The organism is Leifsonia sp. RAF41 (genome assembly GCF_052114085.1).
Classification (GTDB): Bacteria; Actinomycetota; Actinomycetes; order Actinomycetales; family Microbacteriaceae; genus Leifsonia.
In genome coordinates, this window is the sequence record NZ_JBFREB010000001.1 from 236043 (window position 1) to 255515 (window position 19473).

16 protein-coding genes are annotated in these 19473 nt (G+C 68.6%); 11 read left to right on the forward strand and 5 right to left on the reverse strand.

What is annotated here, in order from left to right:
- Window positions 1-12 precede the first annotated feature (12 nt).
- Window positions 13-846 (forward strand): SDR family NAD(P)-dependent oxidoreductase, encoded by an 834-nt coding sequence (locus AB4Y74_RS01185; RefSeq protein WP_441797290.1) that lies wholly within the window; start codon window positions 13-15, stop codon window positions 844-846.
- Between the two features lie 3 nt (window positions 847-849).
- Here AB4Y74_RS01185 and AB4Y74_RS01190 read toward each other — a convergent pair whose 3' ends face one another.
- A complete protein-coding gene (locus AB4Y74_RS01190; RefSeq protein WP_441797291.1) occupies window positions 850-1479 on the reverse strand; it encodes a TetR family transcriptional regulator in 630 nt (209 codons plus the stop codon).
- A gap of 219 nt (window positions 1480-1698) precedes the next feature.
- Here AB4Y74_RS01190 and AB4Y74_RS01195 point away from each other — a divergent pair, with 219 nt between their 5' ends.
- Genes AB4Y74_RS01195 through AB4Y74_RS01210 form a run of 4 tightly spaced genes read left to right on the forward strand, consistent with a single transcriptional unit; the run spans window position 1699 to window position 6988 of the window.
- Window positions 1699-2991, forward strand: a complete 1293-nt coding sequence (locus tag AB4Y74_RS01195) for an extracellular solute-binding protein (protein ID WP_441797292.1) — start codon at window positions 1699-1701, stop codon at window positions 2989-2991.
- Window positions 2988-3929: a carbohydrate ABC transporter permease gene (locus AB4Y74_RS01200; RefSeq protein WP_441797293.1), complete on the forward strand. Its 942-nt coding sequence runs from the start codon at window positions 2988-2990 to the stop codon at window positions 3927-3929. Before AB4Y74_RS01195 ends, AB4Y74_RS01200 begins: the two co-directional genes overlap by 4 nt.
- A gap of 18 nt (window positions 3930-3947) precedes the next feature.
- Complete coding sequence (locus AB4Y74_RS01205) at window positions 3948-4847, forward strand: carbohydrate ABC transporter permease (RefSeq protein WP_089877319.1); 900 nt, start codon at window positions 3948-3950, stop codon at window positions 4845-4847.
- A gap of 29 nt (window positions 4848-4876) precedes the next feature.
- Complete coding sequence (locus AB4Y74_RS01210) at window positions 4877-6988, forward strand: beta-galactosidase (protein ID WP_441797294.1); 2112 nt, start codon at window positions 4877-4879, stop codon at window positions 6986-6988.
- Between the two features lie 112 nt (window positions 6989-7100).
- Here the strand turns inward: AB4Y74_RS01210 and AB4Y74_RS01215 are convergent, their stop codons facing one another.
- Window positions 7101-9122 carry a DUF6807 family protein gene (locus AB4Y74_RS01215; protein WP_441797295.1) on the reverse strand — a complete coding sequence of 674 codons (2022 nt, stop codon included), beginning with the start codon at window positions 9120-9122 and terminating at the stop codon, window positions 7101-7103.
- Between the two features lie 35 nt (window positions 9123-9157).
- The gene (locus AB4Y74_RS01220) at window positions 9158-10543 is read right to left on the reverse strand and encodes an MFS transporter (RefSeq protein ID WP_441797296.1); all 1386 of its coding nucleotides are present in this window, start codon (window positions 10541-10543) and stop codon (window positions 9158-9160) included.
- Window positions 10544-10690: 147 nt separating this feature from the next.
- On the opposite strand from AB4Y74_RS01220, the gene AB4Y74_RS01225 reads away from it, so the two are divergent.
- The 6 genes from AB4Y74_RS01225 to AB4Y74_RS01250 all read left to right on the forward strand — a co-directional run bounded on the left by AB4Y74_RS01225 (window position 10691) and on the right by AB4Y74_RS01250 (window position 17453).
- The gene (locus AB4Y74_RS01225) at window positions 10691-11677 is read left to right on the forward strand and encodes a LacI family DNA-binding transcriptional regulator (protein WP_441797297.1); all 987 of its coding nucleotides are present in this window, start codon (window positions 10691-10693) and stop codon (window positions 11675-11677) included.
- Window positions 11678-11775: 98 nt separating this feature from the next.
- Window positions 11776-13062, forward strand: coding sequence for an MFS transporter (locus AB4Y74_RS01230; RefSeq protein ID WP_441797298.1), 1287 nt, complete (start codon window positions 11776-11778; stop codon window positions 13060-13062).
- A 110-nt stretch (window positions 13063-13172) separates the two neighbouring features.
- A complete protein-coding gene (locus AB4Y74_RS01235; protein ID WP_441797299.1) occupies window positions 13173-14321 on the forward strand; it encodes a Gfo/Idh/MocA family protein in 1149 nt (382 codons plus the stop codon).
- Window positions 14318-15484, forward strand: coding sequence for a dihydrodipicolinate synthase family protein (locus AB4Y74_RS01240; protein ID WP_441797300.1), 1167 nt, complete (start codon window positions 14318-14320; stop codon window positions 15482-15484). Before AB4Y74_RS01235 ends, AB4Y74_RS01240 begins: the two co-directional genes overlap by 4 nt.
- Window positions 15481-16353, forward strand: coding sequence for a sugar phosphate isomerase/epimerase family protein (locus AB4Y74_RS01245; RefSeq protein ID WP_441797301.1), 873 nt, complete (start codon window positions 15481-15483; stop codon window positions 16351-16353). The genes AB4Y74_RS01240 and AB4Y74_RS01245 overlap by 4 nt, the downstream gene beginning before the upstream one ends.
- Window positions 16350-17453 carry a glycerate kinase gene (locus tag AB4Y74_RS01250; protein ID WP_441797302.1) on the forward strand — a complete coding sequence of 368 codons (1104 nt, stop codon included), beginning with the start codon at window positions 16350-16352 and terminating at the stop codon, window positions 17451-17453. Before AB4Y74_RS01245 ends, AB4Y74_RS01250 begins: the two co-directional genes overlap by 4 nt.
- 21 nt (window positions 17454-17474) lie before the next feature.
- Here AB4Y74_RS01250 and AB4Y74_RS01255 read toward each other — a convergent pair whose 3' ends face one another.
- A complete protein-coding gene (locus AB4Y74_RS01255) occupies window positions 17475-18125 on the reverse strand; it encodes an NADPH-dependent F420 reductase (RefSeq protein WP_441797303.1) in 651 nt (216 codons plus the stop codon).
- Between the two features lie 12 nt (window positions 18126-18137).
- Window positions 18138-19436, reverse strand: a complete 1299-nt coding sequence (gene melA / locus AB4Y74_RS01260; RefSeq protein ID WP_441797304.1) for an alpha-galactosidase — start codon at window positions 19434-19436, stop codon at window positions 18138-18140.
- Window positions 19437-19473 lie beyond the last annotated feature (37 nt).

The window sequence follows — 19473 nt, forward strand, 5'->3', positions numbered from 1 at the left end:
GAGGAGGTCCCTGTGCCCTATCCCTTCGCCGATGTCTCCGGCATCCCTGTCTCCGAACTGATCTCGCTCGACGGACGGCGAGCGGTCGTCACGGGAGGAGCTCAAGGGTTGGGCAAGGCCATCGCCTTCCGCCTGGCGGAGGCCGGTGCTGACCTCCTGATCGTCGATCTCAACGAAGAACTCGCCCGCGCGGCCGCTGCGGACGTCGCCGAGCGCTACGACGTCACCGCGATCGGTACGCGCGCCGATGTCTCCGATACCGCCTCCGTCATCGCAGCCGCGGACCTCGCCGTCTCGGAGCTCGGGGGCCTCGACATCTGGGTCAACAACGCCGGCCTGTTCCCCAATGCACCTGTGCTCGAGATGCCGGACGACATGTGGGACCGCGTCTTCGCCGTCAACGCGCGCGGCGTGTTCCTCGGCTCCCGGGAGGCTGCTCGCCGCATGGCCGCCGATAGCTCAGGCGGAGTGATCGTCAACATCATCTCGACCGCCGGTTTCCAGGTCGCGTTTCCGGGGATGGCCGCATACGTCAGCTCGAAGCACGCGGCGCGGGGGCTCACGAAATCGCTGGCCGTGGACCTGGCGCCACTCGGTGTACGTGTGCTGGGCGTCGCCCCCAGTTTCGTGCCGACCGAGGGCAACATCGCGGCGGGCAAGGCTGCGGCGGACCAGGCGGCCGCGGCCGGCATCAAGCTGCCGCCGCTCGATGTCATGACGCACAGCCGCATCGGTCGCCTCGGCACGCCGGACGACATCGCCCGCGTGGTGCTGTTCGCGGCGAGCGACCTGTCGCTGATCATGACCGGCAGCACGCTGCTGGCGGACGCGGGGGAGACGCTGTAGGCCTCAGTCGCGGTGCTGCGTCGCCTGATCGATCTCGTCCATCGTGACGCCGAGGATCCGCTCGATCAGTAGCTTCAATTCGGCTGCGATGTCGAAGTCCTGCTCGGCGAGCCATTGGAGCTGAAGGCCCTCCCAGGCCGTGTGGATCCAGCGGGATGCACGGTGGGGGTCGATCGCCGTATCGATGAGGGCGGCGGCCTGCAGGCGTCGGATGCTCTCCACCATGCGCTCATCACCGGCGCGCCAGCGCTCCTTGAAGTACTCGTGCGCGGGATGAGACGGGTCGCTGGATTCCCCGAACATCGCCGTGTGGAGCCGGACGACGTTGATGCGCCGCAGGCTCTCGGCAGCGCGGGCAGGTGCCCGCCGAACGGACTCGCCGAGCGGCATCGTCGACCACTCGAACTCGTCGGAGAGCCGGAGGGCGGCGAGCAGGAGGTCGTCCTTGGTGGGGTAGTGGTACAGCACGCCGGGCTCGCTCAGGCCCGCCCGCTGGGCGACCTCGGCGGTGATGAGGGCGGTATGCCCCTTCTCGAGAACGATCTCGAGGGCTGCCTCCGCAATGGCCCGGCGGCGTTCCTTCGTCTTGGCGTAGCTGCCGCGCCGGCCCCGGATGCCGACCGTATTCGTCATGCCGAAACCCTAGCCCAAACTTTCTTAAAACTATTGACGACTAAGAATTGACATCCTCGAGTCGCACTGGTTACCATCCACATGCGAACTCTATAAGAGACTCAGAGTTCAAGTCTCGCAATCCCATTCCACATGGCCAGGGCGGATCGCCCCGGCGTCTTTCAAAGGTGAGGACGAATGCTTCCACGCACGTTGAATCGATCCAAAGTCAATCGGCGGATGGTCCTGGCAGCGGGCGCGACCGTCGCCGCTGCGGCCCTGCTGCTGACCGGCTGCAGCGGCGGAAGCCCGTCGGCCACCCCGTCGGCGGCAGCCACGGCTGAGAAGGACGTGCACCTGACGTTCCTCAACCAGTCCCGCGGCCAGGAGGCGGTGCTGAACGAGCTCGCCAAGAAGTACGGCGAGGACACCGGCGTCACCGTCACCATCGACACGCCGGGCCCGGTCGACTACCTGCCGAAGCTCCAAGCGGATGCGCAGTCCAAGCAGATGCCCGACATCTACTCGTCGTTCAACCCGGTCTCCATGGCCCCCTTCTACAAGGCCGGCTGGGCGCTCGACCTGACCAAGGACCTGAAGGGCGACTGGAGCAAGAACTTCACCCCCGAGGTGATCAAGCTCGCCACCTTCGCGAAGGGCAACAACCTGGGCGTGAAGCCGGGCATCTACACGGTGCACTGGGAGAACCAGGCATACGGTCTCATTTCCGACTCGGCGAACTCCGGGATCACGGCGTCCACGCCGCCGAAGACGGTGTCCGACCTCATCAAGCAGCTGGCCGCCAGCAACAAGAACCCCAACGGCGGCTTCTCGGTCGCCGCATCCCTCACGCCCCAGTTCGTTCAGTACCTGGCCTCGAACTGGCTGACGGACAAGCAGATCAACGACACCTTCGCCGGCGACTACAAGTGGACGTCCGACGGATGGGCCAAGGCGTTCCAGGTGATCGCCGACCTCAAGAAGGCGGGCGCCATCCAGGGCGGTTCCATCCCGGGCGGTTCGACGGACAACCCCACCGTGGAGACCAACTTCTTCACCAAGCACAGTGTGGGAACGATCTTCGACGCATCGCCCGGCGTCTCGGTCGCCCACAAGACGGCTCCGGACTACACCGCGTTCTTCTCGCTGTCGCTGCCGAAGGCATCTGACGCCAAGTACAGCCCCCGCTCCCCGGGCGTCCCCGGAAAGGGCGCCGTCATCAACCCGCGCGGTCAGCACGTGCAGGCATCGCTCGACTTCGTGAAGTGGCTCACCCAGCCGGCGCAGCAGGCGGTGTTCGCGAAGGAGGCGTACATCATCCCCACCAGCCCGTCGCTCCTGAGCGGCTCGAAGCTCCCGGACACGCTGACCGGTTTCGCAGCGGCCGCAAAGAACCAGCAGGTCATCCCGAACACGTTCAGCGCCCAGGTAACGGACGCGATCAACCGCGACGTGCAGAGCCTCGTTCTCGGTCAGATGACGGTCAAGGACCTGCTCGCCGACGTCCAGAACGCGCAGGACGCAAGCCAGTGACCACCACCCTCAGCACCACACCTGCGCGGCGCTCCCTCGGAGCGCCGCGCAGGCGGCGCCGCATCGCAGGCCGCAAGTCGCTCACCGGCTACCTGTTCCTGGTGCCCGCGATCGCCCTGATCGCCGTGTTCACCCTGGTGCCGTTCGTCGAGTCGATCGTGCTCAGCTTCCAGGCGTGGGACGGCGTCAGCCCGGACACCCCCTGGGTCGGCCTGCTCAACTACCAGGCCGCCTTCAAGAGCGCCCCGTTCTGGGCCTCGATGAAGAACGTCCTCATCTTCGGCGTGGTCGGCTTCATCGTCGGCAACGGCGTCGCCATGGTGATGGCGCTCGCCGTCAACGCCGTCCGCAAGGGCCGCACGTTCTTCCGCACCGTCTACTACCTGCCGAGCGTGCTGTCGGTGGTCGTGGTCGGCATGGTCTTCTCGGCCATGCTGGATCCGCGCTCAGGCGTCGTGAACAAGCTCCTCGGCTGGGTAGGACTGGGATTCCTCCGGCACGACTGGCTGAACGACCCCAACGTCGCGATGCTCGCGGTCATCGGCGTGTTCCTCTGGTTGCACTGGGGTTTCGGTTTCATCCTGTTCCTCGCCGGCCTCCAGGACATCCCGAAGTACCTCTACGAGGCCGCCGAACTCGACGGCGCCCGCGGCTGGGCCAAATTCCGCTACATCACCTGGCCGCAGCTCGCGCCGGTGACCACGGTGGTCAGCCTCCTGACGCTGCTGGCGGCGCTGCAGATCTTCGGGACGGTGCAGGTGCTCACCAACGGGGGACCCGGGTACACCACGATGGTGCCCACCCTCCAGATCTTCACGCAGGCGTTCACCTATAACAATTACGGCGCGGCCGCCGCCATGTCGGTGATCTTCGGCGGCGCACTCATCCTCCTGTCGCTGTTCCAGCTCGGCTTCTCGCGGCGCCGCGCGAACGCCTGAGTGGAAAGGAAGACGACCATGACGACGACAACCCATGCGCCCGACTACGTCGGTACGCGCGAAAAGACTGCGATGGCTGAGGCGCGCACGGGCCGCCGGCCGCTGCGGCCGGGACGCGTGGCCCTCTACGCCCTGCTGGTGGCCGCGGCGCTCAGCGCGCTGTTCCCCATCCTCTGGATGATCTCCGGCTCGATGCAGAGCCTGCCGGAACTCCTCAAGGGCGACGCGCTGCTCCCCGCCGTGCCGCAATGGCAGAACTTCGCTACGGCGTGGGTCAAGGGCAACCTCGGCGTGTACATGACCAACAGCATCATTTACACCCTGTGTGCGGTAGCCGGCATCCTGCTGGTTTCTAGCCTGGCCGGCTACGCCCTCGCGCGGCTCGACTTCAAGGGAAAGGGCGTGTTCACCGCTCTGATCCTCGCCGTGATGATCATCCCGGCGCCCGCGATGTTCCTCGCCCAGTACAAGGTGTTGCTGGCTCTCGACTTGGCCAACACCCGCCAGGGTTACGTGTTCATCCTGATCACCACGGGCATCCCCATCTCGACGCTCATCATGCGCAGCTTCTTCGCCTCTCAGCCGAAAGACCTGGAGGAGGCGGCAGCGCTCGACGGCGCCTCGGCCCTGGGCATCTTCTTCCGGATCATGCTTCCGCTTGCCAAGCCCGGTCTGGCCGCGGTCGCCGTGATCCAGGCGTTCGCGGTCTGGAACGAGTACCTGATGGCCCTGGTGATCTTCAACGACAACTCCCTGATGCCCGTGCAGCGAGGGCTGACCAGCTTCGTCTCCGCTGAGACTCCGCAGCCGCAGATCCTCCTCGCGGCGACGCTGATCTCGATCGTCCCGGTCGTCGTCTTCTACCTCTTCGCCCAGCGTCAGATCGTCGACGGCATCAGCGCCGGCGCGATCAAGTAGCCCCCAACAGTCGAAGGAAGCCCGATCCGATGCGTCCCGTTTTCAAGAACAGCCCCTGGTTCGGCGGCGACTACAACCCCGAGCAGTGGCCGGAGGCGGTGTGGGACGAGGACGTCGACCTGATGCGTCGCGCCGGCGTCACTCTGGTCACCGTCGGCGTGTTCGCCTGGTCGCTGCTCGAACCGGAGGAGGGCCGCTTTGACTTCGACTGGCTCGACAACGTACTGGAACTGCTGCACGAGAACGGTGTGAAGGTGGACCTCGCCACGGCCACCGCCGCACCGCCGCCGTGGCTCTCGCACGAGTACCCCGAGTCGTTACCGGTGACGGTCGACGGCATCCGCCTCTCGCCGGGCTCGCGCCAGGGTTACTGCCCGAGCTCCCCGGCCTATCGGCGTGCCGCGGCGCGGCTCACCCGCAAGCTGGCGGAACGCTACGGCTCGCATCCGGCCGTGGTCATGTGGCACATCAACAACGAGTACGGCTGCCACGTCTCCCGCTGCTACTGCGATGAGTCGGCGGCCGCCTTCCGCCGCTGGCTGGAAGCGAAGTACGAGACCATCGACGCACTCAATGCCGCTTGGGGAACGGCCTTCTGGTCGCAGACATACGGGTCGTTCGAGCAGATCCTGCCGCCACGTGCCACGCCCGCCTTCCCGAACCCGACGCAGTCGCTCGACTTCGACCGCTTCAGCTCTGACGAGCTGCTGGCGTGCTTTCTCGACGAGAAGGCGATCCTGCGCGAACTCACGCCGGACATTCCCGTCACCACCAACTTCATGGGCACCTTCCGCAACCTTGATTACTGGGCGTGGGCTCCGCACGTCGATGTCATCTCGGACGACCTGTATCCGGACCCCGCCGATCCCGACGCGGCCCGCGGCTCGGCAATGGCCCGTGACCTGATGCGTTCGCTCGGCCGGGGCAAGCCGTGGCTCCTCATGGAGCAGTCCACCAGCGCCGTCAACATGCGGCCGGCCAACGTTCCGAAGGCGCCGGGGCAGATGCGTGCGCTCTCATATCAGGCGCTCGCTCGCGGTGCCGACGGCATCCTGTTCTTCCAATGGCGCCAGTCTGCGGCTGGCTCCGAGAAGTTCCACTCCGCGATGCTGCCGCACGCGGGAACGGACACGCGCATCTGGCGAGAGGTCGAACAGCTCGGCGCCGAGCTCGCGACGCTCGGGTCGGTGCTGGGCACGAAGACCCGGGCGCAAGCGGCCGTGATCTTCGACTGGGACAGTCGGTGGGCGATCGAACAGGCCGGACTTCCCACGACCTCGAACTACCTCGCTCTCGCCGCCCACTGGCACGCAGCGCTTACCGAGGCTGGCCTGACCGTGGACCTCACCCGCGGCGACGAAGACCTGAGCGGATATCCGATCGTCATCGTTCCCAGCCTGTTCGTGATGACCGATGCCCAGTCCGCCGCCATCGACGCCGCCGTGCGCGCCGGATCCACCGTGCTCGTTACCAGCCAGACCGGCATCGTGGACCAGGACCTGCGGGTGCGGCTCGGCGGCTACCTCGGTGACCTGCAGTCGACCCTCGGCGTGTGGGTCGAAGAGTTCTGGCCGCTGGGCGGAGCATGGGCGCGGCCCGGCGCCATCCCGGTGACCCCGGAGGCGACAGTCGCCCCCACCGTGCAGGTGCGCGGCGACATCTTCGGGGCGGAGGCGGTGACCGGGGTCGAATGGAGCGAATCCGTCCACGTGCGGGACGCCGCCGTGCGCGCCGTCTTCGAGGGCGGGAACCTGAGTGGCTGGCCGGCGCTCACCCGTCGGGCGCACGGAGCGGGAGCCGCGTGGTACCTGGCGACCCGACTCAGCCGTCAGGATGCGGCGACGCTGGTCGCCCACCTCATCGCTGAAAGCGGCGTCGAGGTGCGCACGCCGGTCGTCGATCTGGAGCACGGCTTCGTGGAGACGGTACAGCGCGGGGAAGCGCTCTTCCTGATCAACCACGGTGCGACCGCGGTGACAGTGGGGGAGGACGGCACCGACCTCCTGACCGGTGGCGACGCCTTGGGGATGACGCTCGAACCGCAGGGGGTCGCCATCATCGCGCCGCGAGTGACGCTCGACACTTCGGCCGTCGGCGGGAACTCCGTCGGTGCAGGTGAGCCAGAGCCGGTTTCGCGATGAGCGTCGGCTGATCGCGAGCCAGGGATACGGTCGCGATCATCGAGACGAAGGACGAAGGACGAAGGACGAAGGCGACGAGGCAGCCCCCGCGGAGCGGAGGTGCGGGTGGTGTTCACGATCGCGACTCCCGCTCGAAGAGCCGCTCCGCGTCGTCGCGGTTGAGCATGCCGTCGCTGACGTAAATCGAGAGGTTGCGCACAACGGGTTCCCCTTGGCGGACAGTCAGCGCGTCGGCCCCGGCGAGCGAGGAGCCGACGCCCGGGTAGTCGTCGACACGGACGAACCAGGGGTCATCGGATTCAGGGGGCGCGGTGAAGAGCACGGAGGCGGGCGCGTCGGCGAACTGCGCGGTCCACAGCAGCCACGGCGAGCGGCTGCCGTTCGCGGCTTGCTCTCCCCTCGCATCCCGCGTGAGGACATCGGCGCCTTCGCACGGCGCGAATCGCCAGAAGAATCCGCCGTAGCCGGCGCCCGCGCGGCCGAGCGCTTCCGGACTGGCGAGTGCCACCGCAGCATGCGTCGCGTGCAGTGCGAAGCGCAACCGGAGTCGCCAGGTGCGTTCGTCGACCTCCTCGGCCTGCCATTCGCGCCGCTCGCGCAGGAGGTCGCTGCCCTCGGTGTTGCGCCAGGCGAGCTCCTGGTCCACTCGATCGCGTCCCGTTGCTGAGGCGACAACGTCGATGGCTCCGTGTGCGCCGCCCCAGGCGTATGCGCCGGATCCCGAGTCGTAGTCCGGGCCGCCCCAGAAATTCGCGGACGATCGTTCGGACGTCGCGCGGCCGACCGGCGCGACGACAGGCATCCCGACACCTGCCCCGAGGTGCCACGGGTGGTCGAGCGGCAGGTGATCGGTGAGGATGACTCCGCCACGGGTGCGCACGGGATGCAAGTACGGTCGCGGCGACAGAGAGGCAGCCCGGTCGTTCCCGACCCGGCTGAGCGCCACGACGCGGTCTCCGATCACCATGCCCGCGTCCCGCTCATCACCGTCCGACGCAGCGTCGACCGCCCACGGAAGCTCGAGCTCGCTGAAGGTGGCCTCCGCCGCCGCCGCGCGCACCACATCCCGTTCGATTCCCCGGACGATCAGCCGCTCTTCGCCCCCGGAAACCACGCGGTCGACGTACCCGGCCGGGATGAGGCGGGGAGCGGGACCGGTCCGCACCGCTTCGAGGACGGTCATGTACGCCTCCGTGTCGGCGAGAGCGCTGAGGAGGTCGCCGTGACCGGCACGCGCATCCAGCAGGTTCTCGAGGAGGTCGTCGCGCCCGAACCGCTCCACGTGCTCGCCGGTCGCGTCGACGACCCGCACCTCGTCGAGCACGTACGAGAAGGTCGCGGTGCCCTGGGAACCGTGCACGGTGACGTACGGCTCGGCCTCCTCGGGGCCGCACAGGGTGAGCGCACAGGTGAGGTCCGGCGCACGTCCCTGCCGGCGCACTCGCACGACCGTCGTGTCGTCGCTCTCCGTGTTGTTGGCACGAAACGCGTCCACCTCCACCCGTGCAACATCGCGCGCACGGCGCACGTCGGCGACCCCCATGGCGGTGACGACCGCGTGGGACAGCGCGTTCGTTGCGACGCCGTCGACCACATCCACGCCGTCCAGAGTGCGTTTGCCGGCCCACCGCGAGCGGGTGAAGTACGACCGTGGGCGGGTCCAGCTTCCGACTGCGGTGATCGCGCGAACCTCTCCGAGCGTCCCGCCATCCACCGCGGACCGCAGCCAGGGGATGGCGTGCGAGCCGAGGCTCTGGAAACCGACCTGGACCAGCCGTCCGGCCCGCGTCGCCGTCTCGCGCAGCCGGTCGAACTGCGCGAGGGAGGTGACCGGAGGCTTCTCGAGGTAGAGGTCCGCGCCGGAGGCGAGAACGTGCTCGGCCAACTCGAAGTGCGTGTGCAGAGGCGTCGACACGATCACAACGTCGAGGTCGGCCTCGGCCGAGAGGAGGGAACGCAGGTCCGGGTAGACGTGGACGCTGTCGGGGAGAGCCCCCGGTGGGAGGGGTGCGGGCTCGGCGATCGCGACGAGCTGGGCGCGTCCCAGCCCATTGAGCCGCTCCAGGTTGCGCCGGTGAACGGCGCCGAACCCGTTGGCACCGACCAGAGCCACGCGCGCTGCGCCTGCACTCATCGCGTTCCCTCCCTTTCCCGTGCCAGGGCGTCCGGTCAGTCCTGCGACGCGCGCGCCTCGACCCGGGTCGACGAGCGGCGCTTCGTCACCGCCGCCAGGGCAGCGGTGTCCAGGTCCTCGAGACCCATCCTCGCCGTCTCCCGCGAACGCCAGGCGGCCGCGGCAGACACCAACGACAGGAGCAGCGTCGCCGAGCCGATGATGAGGGGCACCGCCGAGCTCCCGGGAGGCGCGATTGCCGCGAAGATGCTCGGCAGGAAGCCCGTGAGGAACAGAGCGATGTTCTGCGACACGGCGAACCCGGTGACGCGCGTACGGGTCGGGAACAGCTCCTGGAAGAAGCTCGCGAAGGTCGCGTTCCACAGCTGGTACAGGATGCCGAAGATGAGGATGGCGAGCACGATCGTCAGCGGTACATTGCCGGAGCTGACGACGAACAGATACGCGAACGAGAGGAGACCGGCGGCCAGCGGGCCGAAGATCATCAGCGGCCGGCGGCCGATCCGGTCCGAGAGCTTTCCGAAGAACGGGATGAGGATGATGGCGACGATGTTGGCCATCACCGGGATCCACAGGTAGACGGAGGGACTCATCCCGACCCCGTAGGCGGGCTGCGTGGCGTAGGCCGTGCCGAAGACGACCACAGTGGTGCCGATCACGTTCGCGAGGCCCATGCAGACGCAGCGGAATACGGTCCAGCCGTTCTGCCGGAACAGCTCGGCGACCGGGACCCGCGGCACCTTGGCCGCCTTCTCCTCGCGCAGGAAGGCAGGGGTTTCCTCGACCCGGGAGCGGATGATCAGGCCCGCCACGATGACGACGACGCTGAGCAGGAACGGGATCCGCCAGCCCCAGGCGAGGAATGCCTCGGGGGAGAGGAACGTCGCCAGCGGGATGAAGCTGGCCGACGCGAGGATGCTGCCCGCCTGCGTGCCCTGCAGACTGAAGCTGGTGAGGAACCCGCGCCGCTCCTGCGGTGCGTATTCGACGATCATCGCGCTGGCCCCACCCAGCTCACCGGCCACGGCGAAGCCCTGGATGAGCCGCAGGAGGACGAGCAGGATCGGCGCAAGGACGCCCACCTGCTGGTATGTCGGGAGGAGCCCGACCAGCAGGGTCGAAAGGCCCATCACCATCATGGCGAAGACGAGCACACGCTTGCGGCCGTGCTTGTCGCCGAAGTTGCCGAGCACAAAGGCGCCGAGCGGGCGGGCCACGTAGCCGACGCCGTAGGTGGCGAGGGAGGCGACGAGGGCGACGGCCGGGCTCTCGGAAGGGAAGAAGACCTGCGGGAAGACCAGGGCCGCGGCCGCGGCGTAGATCGAGAAGTCGTAGTACTCCAGGGCACTGCCGACCCAGCCGCTCATCGCGGCTCGTCGCGGCATCCGTCGCGCGTCTGCCGATGTCACTTCGTCGGGCATCGTCTCTCCTGTCATCGTTGACCGTATGGGGTAAGCGCTTTCCGAACGCTTCGTCGTAGGTTAGCGCTGAACCGTTTCATCGTCAACACTTCCGCCCTGTCCTGCGAACCGCCGTCCCGGGACGGCGCGCCAGGCTAAGTTGGAGGCGTGAACGAGAGGGTGCCCACGCTGTCGGAGGTCGCGGCGCACGCTGGCGTCTCGCTGGCGACGGCCTCCCGTGCCCTCAACGGCAGCGCCCGCACGGTCAATCCGGAACTGCGGGATCGGGTGCTCGCCTCCGCCGGCGCCCTCGGCTACAGCGCAAATCTGCAGGCGCAGGCCGTCGCGCGCGGGACCAGCAACGTTGTGGCCCTCGTGGTCGGTGACATCGCCGACCCGTACTTCGCCGCCATCGCCTCGGGGGTGGTCCGGGTCGCGGACGAGCGCGGGCTCGTCGTCACGATCTCGGCCACCGGGCCGTACGTCGGCGACGCGTCCGTCGAACGGGAGAGGTCCGCACTCACGGCGCTGCGCGGACAGCGTCCGCGCGCTGTGGTGCTGGCCAGCAGCCGGGTGGTCGGCGCGCCGACCTCCGACCTGCCGTCACGCCGCGTCGCCGTGATCGGCGGAGGCGCGTCGGAGTTCGCGACCGTCGACGTCGACAACCGCGCGGGAGCCGCTGCGCTGGCGACCGAGTTGCAGGCCCGCGGATACCGCGATTTCGCGATCGTGGCGGGGCCGGAGGAGCTCGTCACGGTGCGCGACCGGGTCGAGGGATTCCGCTCGGTCGCGTCCTCGAGTGATGTCGTCCACACCGAGTTCTCGCGCGAAGGCGCGGAGCGGGCGACCGCAGAGCTGCTGGCATCGGACAAGCGTCCGGAGTGCATCTTCGCCGTCAGCGACGTCATGGCCCTCGGAGTCATGGCCGCGCTCCGCAAGGCCGGCATCACTCCGGGAACGGGGATCGCGGTCGCCGGCTTCGACGATATCCCCCTGGTCGCCGACGTCACCCCAGCCCTCACCTCCGTCGCGCTTCCCCTCGCCGACATCGGCGCTCATGCGCTCAACCTGGCGCTGTCGGGACACCCGGAGCCATCGACACCGACGGTTGCGGCCGCCCAGGTGCGGCTGCGGGCGTCCACGCCCGCTCTCTGAGCCGGGCCCCTTGACACGTCACGAGCGCGGGATAGTGTGACGCTCTGGTAAGCGCTTTCTCGCGCGCTGCCGATCACCGTCGATCGGAAGGAAACCCAGTGTCCGACACCGCCACCCCCTCGGTCCGCCTCAACCGCGACCAGCGGAACGCCTTCATCGCTTCGCTGCTCGGTTGGATGATGGACGCCTTCGACTACTTCATCATCGTGCTGGTCTACGCCGAGATCGGGGCAGAGTTCAACGTCCCCCTCGAGCAGATGGCCTACTTGACCACGATCACCCTGATCATGAGGCCGGTCGGCGCGTACCTGTTTGGATTGTGGGCGGACCGCATCGGCCGCCGCATCCCGCTGATGGTGGATGTCTGCTTCTACTCGATCGTCGGCTTCCTCTGCGCCTTCGCGCCGAACTTCACGGTGCTGTTCATCCTGCGGCTGCTGTACGGCATCGGGATGGGCGGCGAGTGGGGCCTCGGAGCCGCGCTCACGATGGAGAAGGTCCCGCGCACGCGCCGGGGCTTCTACTCGGGCATCCTCCAGGCCGGCTACTCGGCCGGCTACCTCCTCGCGGCGCTGGCGTTCCTCCTGGTGCACTCCGTGCTGGGGCTGAACTGGCGGTGGATGTTCGCGCTCAGCATCCTGCCGGCGCTCATCACGCTGATCATTCGCTCGCGGGTGAAGGAGTCGGAGGTCTGGGAGAACACGCAGGTCACGATGCGCAAGGCGGGCACTTCCATCCGTCGTGTGTTCTTCGATGGCAAGGTGCTCCGCCGCTTCGTGTACCTGGTCATCCTGATGGCCGCGTTCAACTGGATGAGCCATGGCACGCAGGACATCTACCCGACGTTCCTCAAGGCGACCGACCACGGGGGAGCGGGACTGGATGCGGCGACCGCCGGCTGGATCGCCGTCGTGTACAACATCGGCGCGATCATCGGATGCATCGTCCTCGGCAACCTCTCCGATCGCTGGGGTCGCAAGGCGACGATCATCCTCGGGGCGGCGCTGACCCTGCCGATCATCCCGATCTTCGCCTTCTCGACAACGGCAGGGCTGCTCTGCCTGGGCTCCGCGCTCATCCAGTTCACAACCCAGGGCGCATGGGGAGCGATCCCGGCGCACCTCAACGAGATGTCGCCGAACGCCATCCGCGGCTTCTACCCGGGTGTCACCTATCAGCTGGGCAACGTGATCGCGGCCTTCAACCTGCCGATCCAGCAGGCGCTGGCGCCCCAGCTCGGCTACGGCTGGGCGATGGCGTCGACTGTCGGTATCGCCGCGATCGGGGTGATCGTGCTGACCGCTGTCGGCAAGCAGGCGAAGGGGATCGACTTCACGGCGGTCCCGGCGGATGCGGCGGTGTCGGCCTCGTCGCGGGCGCAATAGCGGGCCTCCCACCACTCGGCCGGTGCTCCTCCGCGTCGGTTCTGATACGCTCGGGTAAGCGCTTTCCCACAGGCGGGTAGGCAAACACACGCAGTCACGAAGGAGTACACGTGTCGTCGATCGGCATCATCATGAACGGCGTCTCCGGGCGCATGGGCTACCGGCAGCACCTGGTGCGGTCGATCCTCGCGATCCGCGAGCAAGGCGGTGTGGAGCTGTCCGATGGCAGCCGCGTGCAGGTCGAGCCGCTGCTCGTCGGGCGGTCGGAGGAGAAGCTGGCGGAGCTCGCGAAGCGGCACGACATCGCCGAGTACACCACCGATTTGGAAGCGGCGCTGGCCGACGACCGGTGGCAGATCTACGCGGATTTCCTGGTCACGCAGGCCCGCTCCGCCGCAATCCGGAAGGCGATCGCGGCAGGTAAGGCGATCTACACCGAAAAGCCGACGGCCGACAGCTTCGAGGAGGCACTCGAACTGGCCCGCCTCGCTGACGAGGCGGGCGTCAAGAACGGCGTCGTGCACGACAAGCTGTACCTGCCGGGCATCCGGAAGCTGAAGCGGCTGGTCGACTCCGGCTTCTTCGGGCGCATCCTCTCCGTGCGCGGTGAGTTCGGTTATTGGGTGTTCGAGGGCGACTGGCAGAGCGCCCAGCGGCCCAGCTGGAACTACCGGGCGGAGGACGGCGGCGGGATCGTCGTGGACATGTTCCCGCACTGGAGCTACGTGCTCGAGAACCTCTTCGGCCGGGTGGAGTCGGTCTACGCGCAGGCGGTGACCGAGATCCCGCAGCGGGTCGACGAGCAGGGCCGGCCGTACCCGGCGACCGCGGATGACGCGGCATACGCGATCTTCCAGCTCGCCGGCGGCGTGACCGCTCAGCTCAATTCCAGCTGGACCACGCGTGTGAACCGCGATGAGCTGGTCGAGTTCCAGGTCGACGGCACTCATGGAAGCGCCGTCGTCGGGTTGTTCGGCTGCAAGATCCAGCCGCGCAATGCCACCCCCAAGCCGGTGTGGAATCCCGACCTCGCCGACACCCACGACTACGCCGCCGACTGGATCGAGTCTCCCGCGAACGAGGTGTTCGAGAACGGGTTCAAGACTCAGTGGGAGGAGTTCTTGCGGCACGTGCTCGAGGATGCGCCGAACCGGTACGACTTCCTGGCCGGGGCGCGCGGGGTGCAGCTCGCCGAACTGGGCCTGCGTTCCTCGCGCGAGGGTCGCCGCATCGAGCTGCCGGACGTGTCGCTCGCATGACTGCCGTCACCCTCCTGAACACCGACGGTACGACCGCTACGGCCGACCTCGGTGAGGCCCCCGCATTCGAGCGGCCCACCGCCCCGCTGCGGTCGCGGGTCGCCTATGCGGCCGCTCACGTCATCCCGAAGGCCTGGGCCGACAACGTGCCCGGCGCTCCGGCCGACATCGACTGGGATGCGACCCTCGCCTTCCGCCGGCACGTCTACTCGTGGGGGCTGGGCGTCGCGGACGCTATGGACACGGCTCAGCGGAACATGGGGCTGGATGCCGCAGCGACGCGTGAGCTGATCAGCCGGAGTGCGGCGGACGCCCGCTCGGTCGGCGGATCGGTGTTGGCCGGGGTGAACACCGACCACGTCGACGAGGCGGTCATCCCGCTCGGCGCCGTGATCGACGCGTACACGGAGCAGTTGCACTTCACCGAGGAGGCCGGCGCCGGAGTCGTCCTCATGGCGAGCCGGCACCTCGCCCGCGCCGCCGAATCGGCGGCCGACTACGAGCGCGTGTACCGCGAGGTGCTGGCCGCGGCCTCCACGCCGGTGGTGCTGCACTGGCTGGGGCCCGCGTTCGATCCGGCGCTGACCGGCTACTTCGGCTCACGGGAGTTCGGACCGGCTGCCGAGACCGTGCTGCGGATCATCGAGGCGGCCGACGGCCGGGTGACCGGCATCAAGATGAGCCTGCTGAATGCGGAAGCGGAGCGGTCGCTCCGTGCCCGGTTGCCCGAGGGCGTGCGGATGTTCACCGGCGACGACTTCAACTACGTCGAGCTGATCGAGGGGGACGGGCCGAGCGGTGACCACTCCGACGCCCTGCTCGGCGCCTTCGCCTGCCTCGCTCCCGCGGCGTCGGCGGCCATCCAGGCGCTCGATCGTGACGACGTGGCGCGCTATCGGGAGATCCTCGAACCGACGCAGGAGCTGTCGCGCCAGGTGTTCGCTGCGCCGACCTTCCACTACAAGACCGGAGTCGCCTTCCTCTCCTGGTTGAATGGCCACCAGGAGGCGTTCTCGATGGTGGGCGGGATGCACTCGGCCCGCAGCCTCCCGCACCTGTCCGAGCTTGTCCGGCTGGGCGCCGCATCCGGTGCGCTGGAGCGGCCGGAGCTGGCGGCGGAACGGTGGAATGCGCTGCTGCGACTGAACGGAGTCAACGCATGACCCGGCCCGACCCGCGCCTGTCGATCAATCAGGCCACGATCAAGTACGCCTCGCTGGCGGATGCTCTGCGGGTGACCGCGGAGGGGGGCGTGGAGTCGATCGGGCTGTGGCGCGAGCCCGTGGCCGAGGTCGGAGTCGACGTGGCGGCCCGGATGGTGGCCGACTCGGGTCTCCGCGTCTCGAGCCTGTGCCGCGGCGGATTCTTCACCGCTCCCGAAGGCGCCCAACGCCGAGCGGCACTCGACGAGAACCGGCGCGCGATAGAGGAGACCGCGCGCCTTGCCGCCAGCGGCGCGCCGGGCTCGGCGGCTGTTCTGGTCCTCGTGGCCGGCGGTCTGCCGGACGGATCCCGCGACCTTGCGGGTGCGCGCGAGCGTGTTGCCGACGCGGTGGCCGAACTGGAGCCGGAGGCCCGCGCAGCCGGGGTCACTCTCGCGCTGGAAGCGCTGCATCCGATGTACGCGGCCGACCGCGCAGTGCTCTCCACCCTCGGCCAGGCACTCGACATCGCGGAGCGGTTCCCGGCCGAGGCGGTGGGAGTCGTGGTGGACACGTTCCACGTGTGGTGGGACCCGCAGCTCATCGAGCAGATCGCCCGCGCCGGCCGGACAGGCAGGATCGCGAGCTATCAGGTCTGCGACTGGGTCACGCCTCTGGCTGCCGACGTGCTGCTGGCCCGCGGGATGATGGGCGACGGGCACATCGACTTCGGCCCCATCACGGCGGCGGTCGAAGCGGCCGGGTACACCGGTGACATCGAAGTGGAGATCTTCAACGAGGCGATCTGGGCCGACGAGCCGGCGGCGGTGGTCGCCCGCACGGTGGAGGCGTTCGAGCGCACGGTGGGTCTGCGCCAAGGAGTCGCGTGAGCGTCATTGTGGTCGCCCCGGACTCATTCAAGGGTTCGGCATCCGCCGTGGCGGTTGCGTCGGCGGTCGCCGACGGCTGGCGATCGGTGCGTCCGGATGACGAGCTGGTCCTGGCGCCTATGGCGGACGGGGGCGAGGGCACGCTGGACGCGTTCGCCGCGGCGGTTCCGGGAGCGGTGCGGAACCGGGTCCGTGTGCACGGGCCCGACGGTGGGCCGGTGGACGCGAGTTGGCTGGAACTCCCGGACGGCACGGCGGTCGTCGAACTCGCGGACGCGAGCGGGCTGGGACGGATGCGTGAACTCGCGCCGTTCGACGCGCACACCGTCGGATTCGGCCAGGCGATCGCCGCCGCCCTCGACGCCGGCGCGTCGGCGCTGCTGCTCGCGATCGGCGGAAGCGCATCGACCGACGGCGGCGCCGGTGCATTGACCGCGCTCGGCGCTCGCCTGCTGGGCGCCGACGGGCAGGAGATCCCGACGGGCAACAGCGGACTGAGTGCGCTCGATCGGGTCAATCTTGCGCACCTCCGCCCGCTTCCTCCAGGCGGTGCGCGGATCCTGAGCGATGTGACGAGCCCGCTGCTGGGGCCATCCGGCGCTGCAGCCGTGTTCGGGCCGCAGAAAGGCGCCACCCCGTCGGATATCCCGCTGCTCGAAGATGGGCTGCGCCGACTGGCGGATGCGATGGCCGCTGCACGACCCGTCTCACCGAACGAGCACGGTGCCGGCGCGGCCGGAGGAACCGGGTTCGCTCTGCTCGCGTGGGGCGCTCGAATGGCGCCCGGCGCTGCCGCCGTCGGCGAGGCACTCGGGCTCCCCGCTCTGGTCACGCGAGCGGATGCCGTCATCACCGGTGAAGGCCGCTACGACAGGCAGTCGGCCGCGGGCAAGGTCCCCGAGTACGTCGCGAGGCTCGCGCAGTCGCCAGGGATTCCGTCGCTGCTGGTTGCAGGCTCGATCGACGCCCCGACCGATGGTTTCGCGGATGCCGTCGCCATCGCCGATCTCGCCGGCTCACGTGAGGCTGCGATGGCCGACCCTCTTCACTGGATATTCGCGGGCGGAGCCGCCCTGGCTCTTCGGTACCGTTCGGAGTGATTCGCCGCGCTGATCGGTGCGTCAAGGGCCATCGGCATCCTGCGCGTGGCGCCCGGCGACCAGTCGGAGACCGGCGAAGGGCGCATAGCCGCGGTCGACCAGCGCGACCTCGAATCCGGCCAGACTCTCCAACTGCCGTGCGGTCCGGAGCGGTCCGACGTCGACAGGCTCCGCGCCGATCTGCCGGACGAGCGCGTCGACGGCGTCTTTCGCGCCCTCGTCGTCCGAGGCCAGGAATACCTGCACTGCGGGCAAGCGCGCCTCAGCGCCGTCGGCGAGCCACTCGGCATAGACCGTGTTGAACGCCTTCACGACTCTGGCCCCCGGAGCGACGCTCGCCAGCCGTTCGGCGAGCGACTCCGCTCCGGCGTACCGGCTCTCGAACCACGGAGGATCGAGCGGGTTGTTGAGATCGATCACCACGCTGCCGGCGAGGATGTCGGCGAGTGACTCGACGATCTGCAGAACCTCTGTGTCGCGCAGTGCGACGATCACCATGTCGGCCCGCGCCGCGAAGCGGTAGTCCCCAGCGCCCGCGGCGCCGAGGTCCGCACTCAGCGCCCGCGCGCGTGCCGGTTCACGGGAGCCGATGACGACCTCGTGCCCGGCTCGCACGAGCCGGGCACCGAGTGCGGTCGTCATCGCCCCCGTGCCGAGGATGCCTGTTCTCACCCGCGCGCTCCGTCAGGAAAGCCGGAGCGCCTCGGGGATGAGGTCGCCGTGCGCCTGCAGCAGCTCGTCGCACATGCTCCGGATGTCGTCGATGCCGAGGGTGGCAGCGGTGTTCGGGTCGAGCAGCGCAGCGTGGTAGACGTGCTCGCGGTCGCCCTCGAGGACGGCCTTGACGGTCAGCTCGACGACGTTGAGGAACGTGCGGTTGAGCGCAGCGAGCTGCGGGGGAAGGGCGCCGACGGCCTGCGGGTGCAGACCATCCTTGTCCACGACGCCGGGTACCTCGATGCAGCACTCTGCGGGGAGGTTCTCGATGAGTCCGTTGTTCTGCACGTTGACGTACAGGCTCGCCGGCTCGCCGGTGACGTGGGCGCGGATGAACTCGGAGGCCATCTCGGAGGTCGGCTGGAGATCCAGTTCGCCCTCCGCCTGCAGGGTGGCGAGGGTCTCGTCGAACTCCTCGATGTTCCGCTCGGACCGGGTGAGGTACTCGCCGACGGGGATGCGGAAGCGCTCGATCGCGGCGTCGCTGTGCATCAGCCAGGGAACGTACTCGGCGCTGTGCTCGCTGGACTCGGTGGGGAAGTACCCGAACCGGCGGAAGAGCTCCACGCGCACGCGACGCTGAAGCTCGGGGTCCCCGTCGATCGCTTCGCGCAGCCGCGGGTACAGATCCTCGCCGTTCCGTTCGAACCGCAGGACGAACGCCTGATGGTTGAAGCCGGCGGTCTCGAACGTGATCTCGTCCTCCGGCACGCCGACCAGCTCCGCGAGGAGGTGGTGGGTGTCGCGCACGGAATGGCAGAGGCCGACGACACGGGAGAAGGGTGTTCCGGCCGAGACGGCCCACGGGAGCATCGCCATCGGGTTGCTGTAATTGAGCAGGTAGGCGTCCGGGGCGACCTCGGCGAGGTCCTGACCGATCCCGGTGAGGACCGGGATGGTCCGGAGTCCGCGGAAGATGCCGCCGATTCCGATCGTGTCGCCGATGGTCTGGCGGACGCCGTAGCGGGCCGGGATGTCGAAGTCCTTGCGGGTCGCGGCGTAGCCGCCCACCTGGATCTCGTTGACCACGTAGTCGGCGTCGGCCACGGCCGTCCGGCGATCGAGGCTCGACGTGACGCGGGCATCCGCTCCCAGCTGGGCGCTGATCCGCTTCGCCAGTGCGTCGGCGTAGCCGAGGCGTTCGGCGTCGATGTCGTGGAGGGACAGTTCGAACTCGCCCCGCAACTCGCTGAAGCTGCAGAGATCGGTGACGACGTTGCGGGTGAACTCGACGCTCCCGGCGCCGATGAAGGCTACTTTGACCATTCGGCCAATATTGCACGAGTGCGCCATTCGCACAAAC

Coding starts and splice junctions, on each gene's coding strand:
- AB4Y74_RS01245 (WP_441797301.1), top strand. CDS start 15,481: ATGACCCGGCCCGACCCGCGCCTGTCGATCAATCAGGCCACGATCAAG.
- melA (WP_441797304.1), bottom strand. CDS start 19,436: ATGGTCAAAGTAGCCTTCATCGGCGCCGGGAGCGTCGAGTTCACCCGC.
- AB4Y74_RS01210 (WP_441797294.1), top strand. CDS start 4,877: ATGCGTCCCGTTTTCAAGAACAGCCCCTGGTTCGGCGGCGACTACAAC.
- AB4Y74_RS01220 (WP_441797296.1), bottom strand. CDS start 10,543: ATGCCCGACGAAGTGACATCGGCAGACGCGCGACGGATGCCGCGACGA.
- AB4Y74_RS01195 (WP_441797292.1), top strand. CDS start 1,699: ATGGTCCTGGCAGCGGGCGCGACCGTCGCCGCTGCGGCCCTGCTGCTG.
- AB4Y74_RS01205 (WP_089877319.1), top strand. CDS start 3,948: ATGACGACGACAACCCATGCGCCCGACTACGTCGGTACGCGCGAAAAG.
- AB4Y74_RS01240 (WP_441797300.1), top strand. CDS start 14,318: ATGACTGCCGTCACCCTCCTGAACACCGACGGTACGACCGCTACGGCC.
- AB4Y74_RS01215 (WP_441797295.1), bottom strand. CDS start 9,122: ATGAGTGCAGGCGCAGCGCGCGTGGCTCTGGTCGGTGCCAACGGGTTC.
- AB4Y74_RS01190 (WP_441797291.1), bottom strand. CDS start 1,479: ATGACGAATACGGTCGGCATCCGGGGCCGGCGCGGCAGCTACGCCAAG.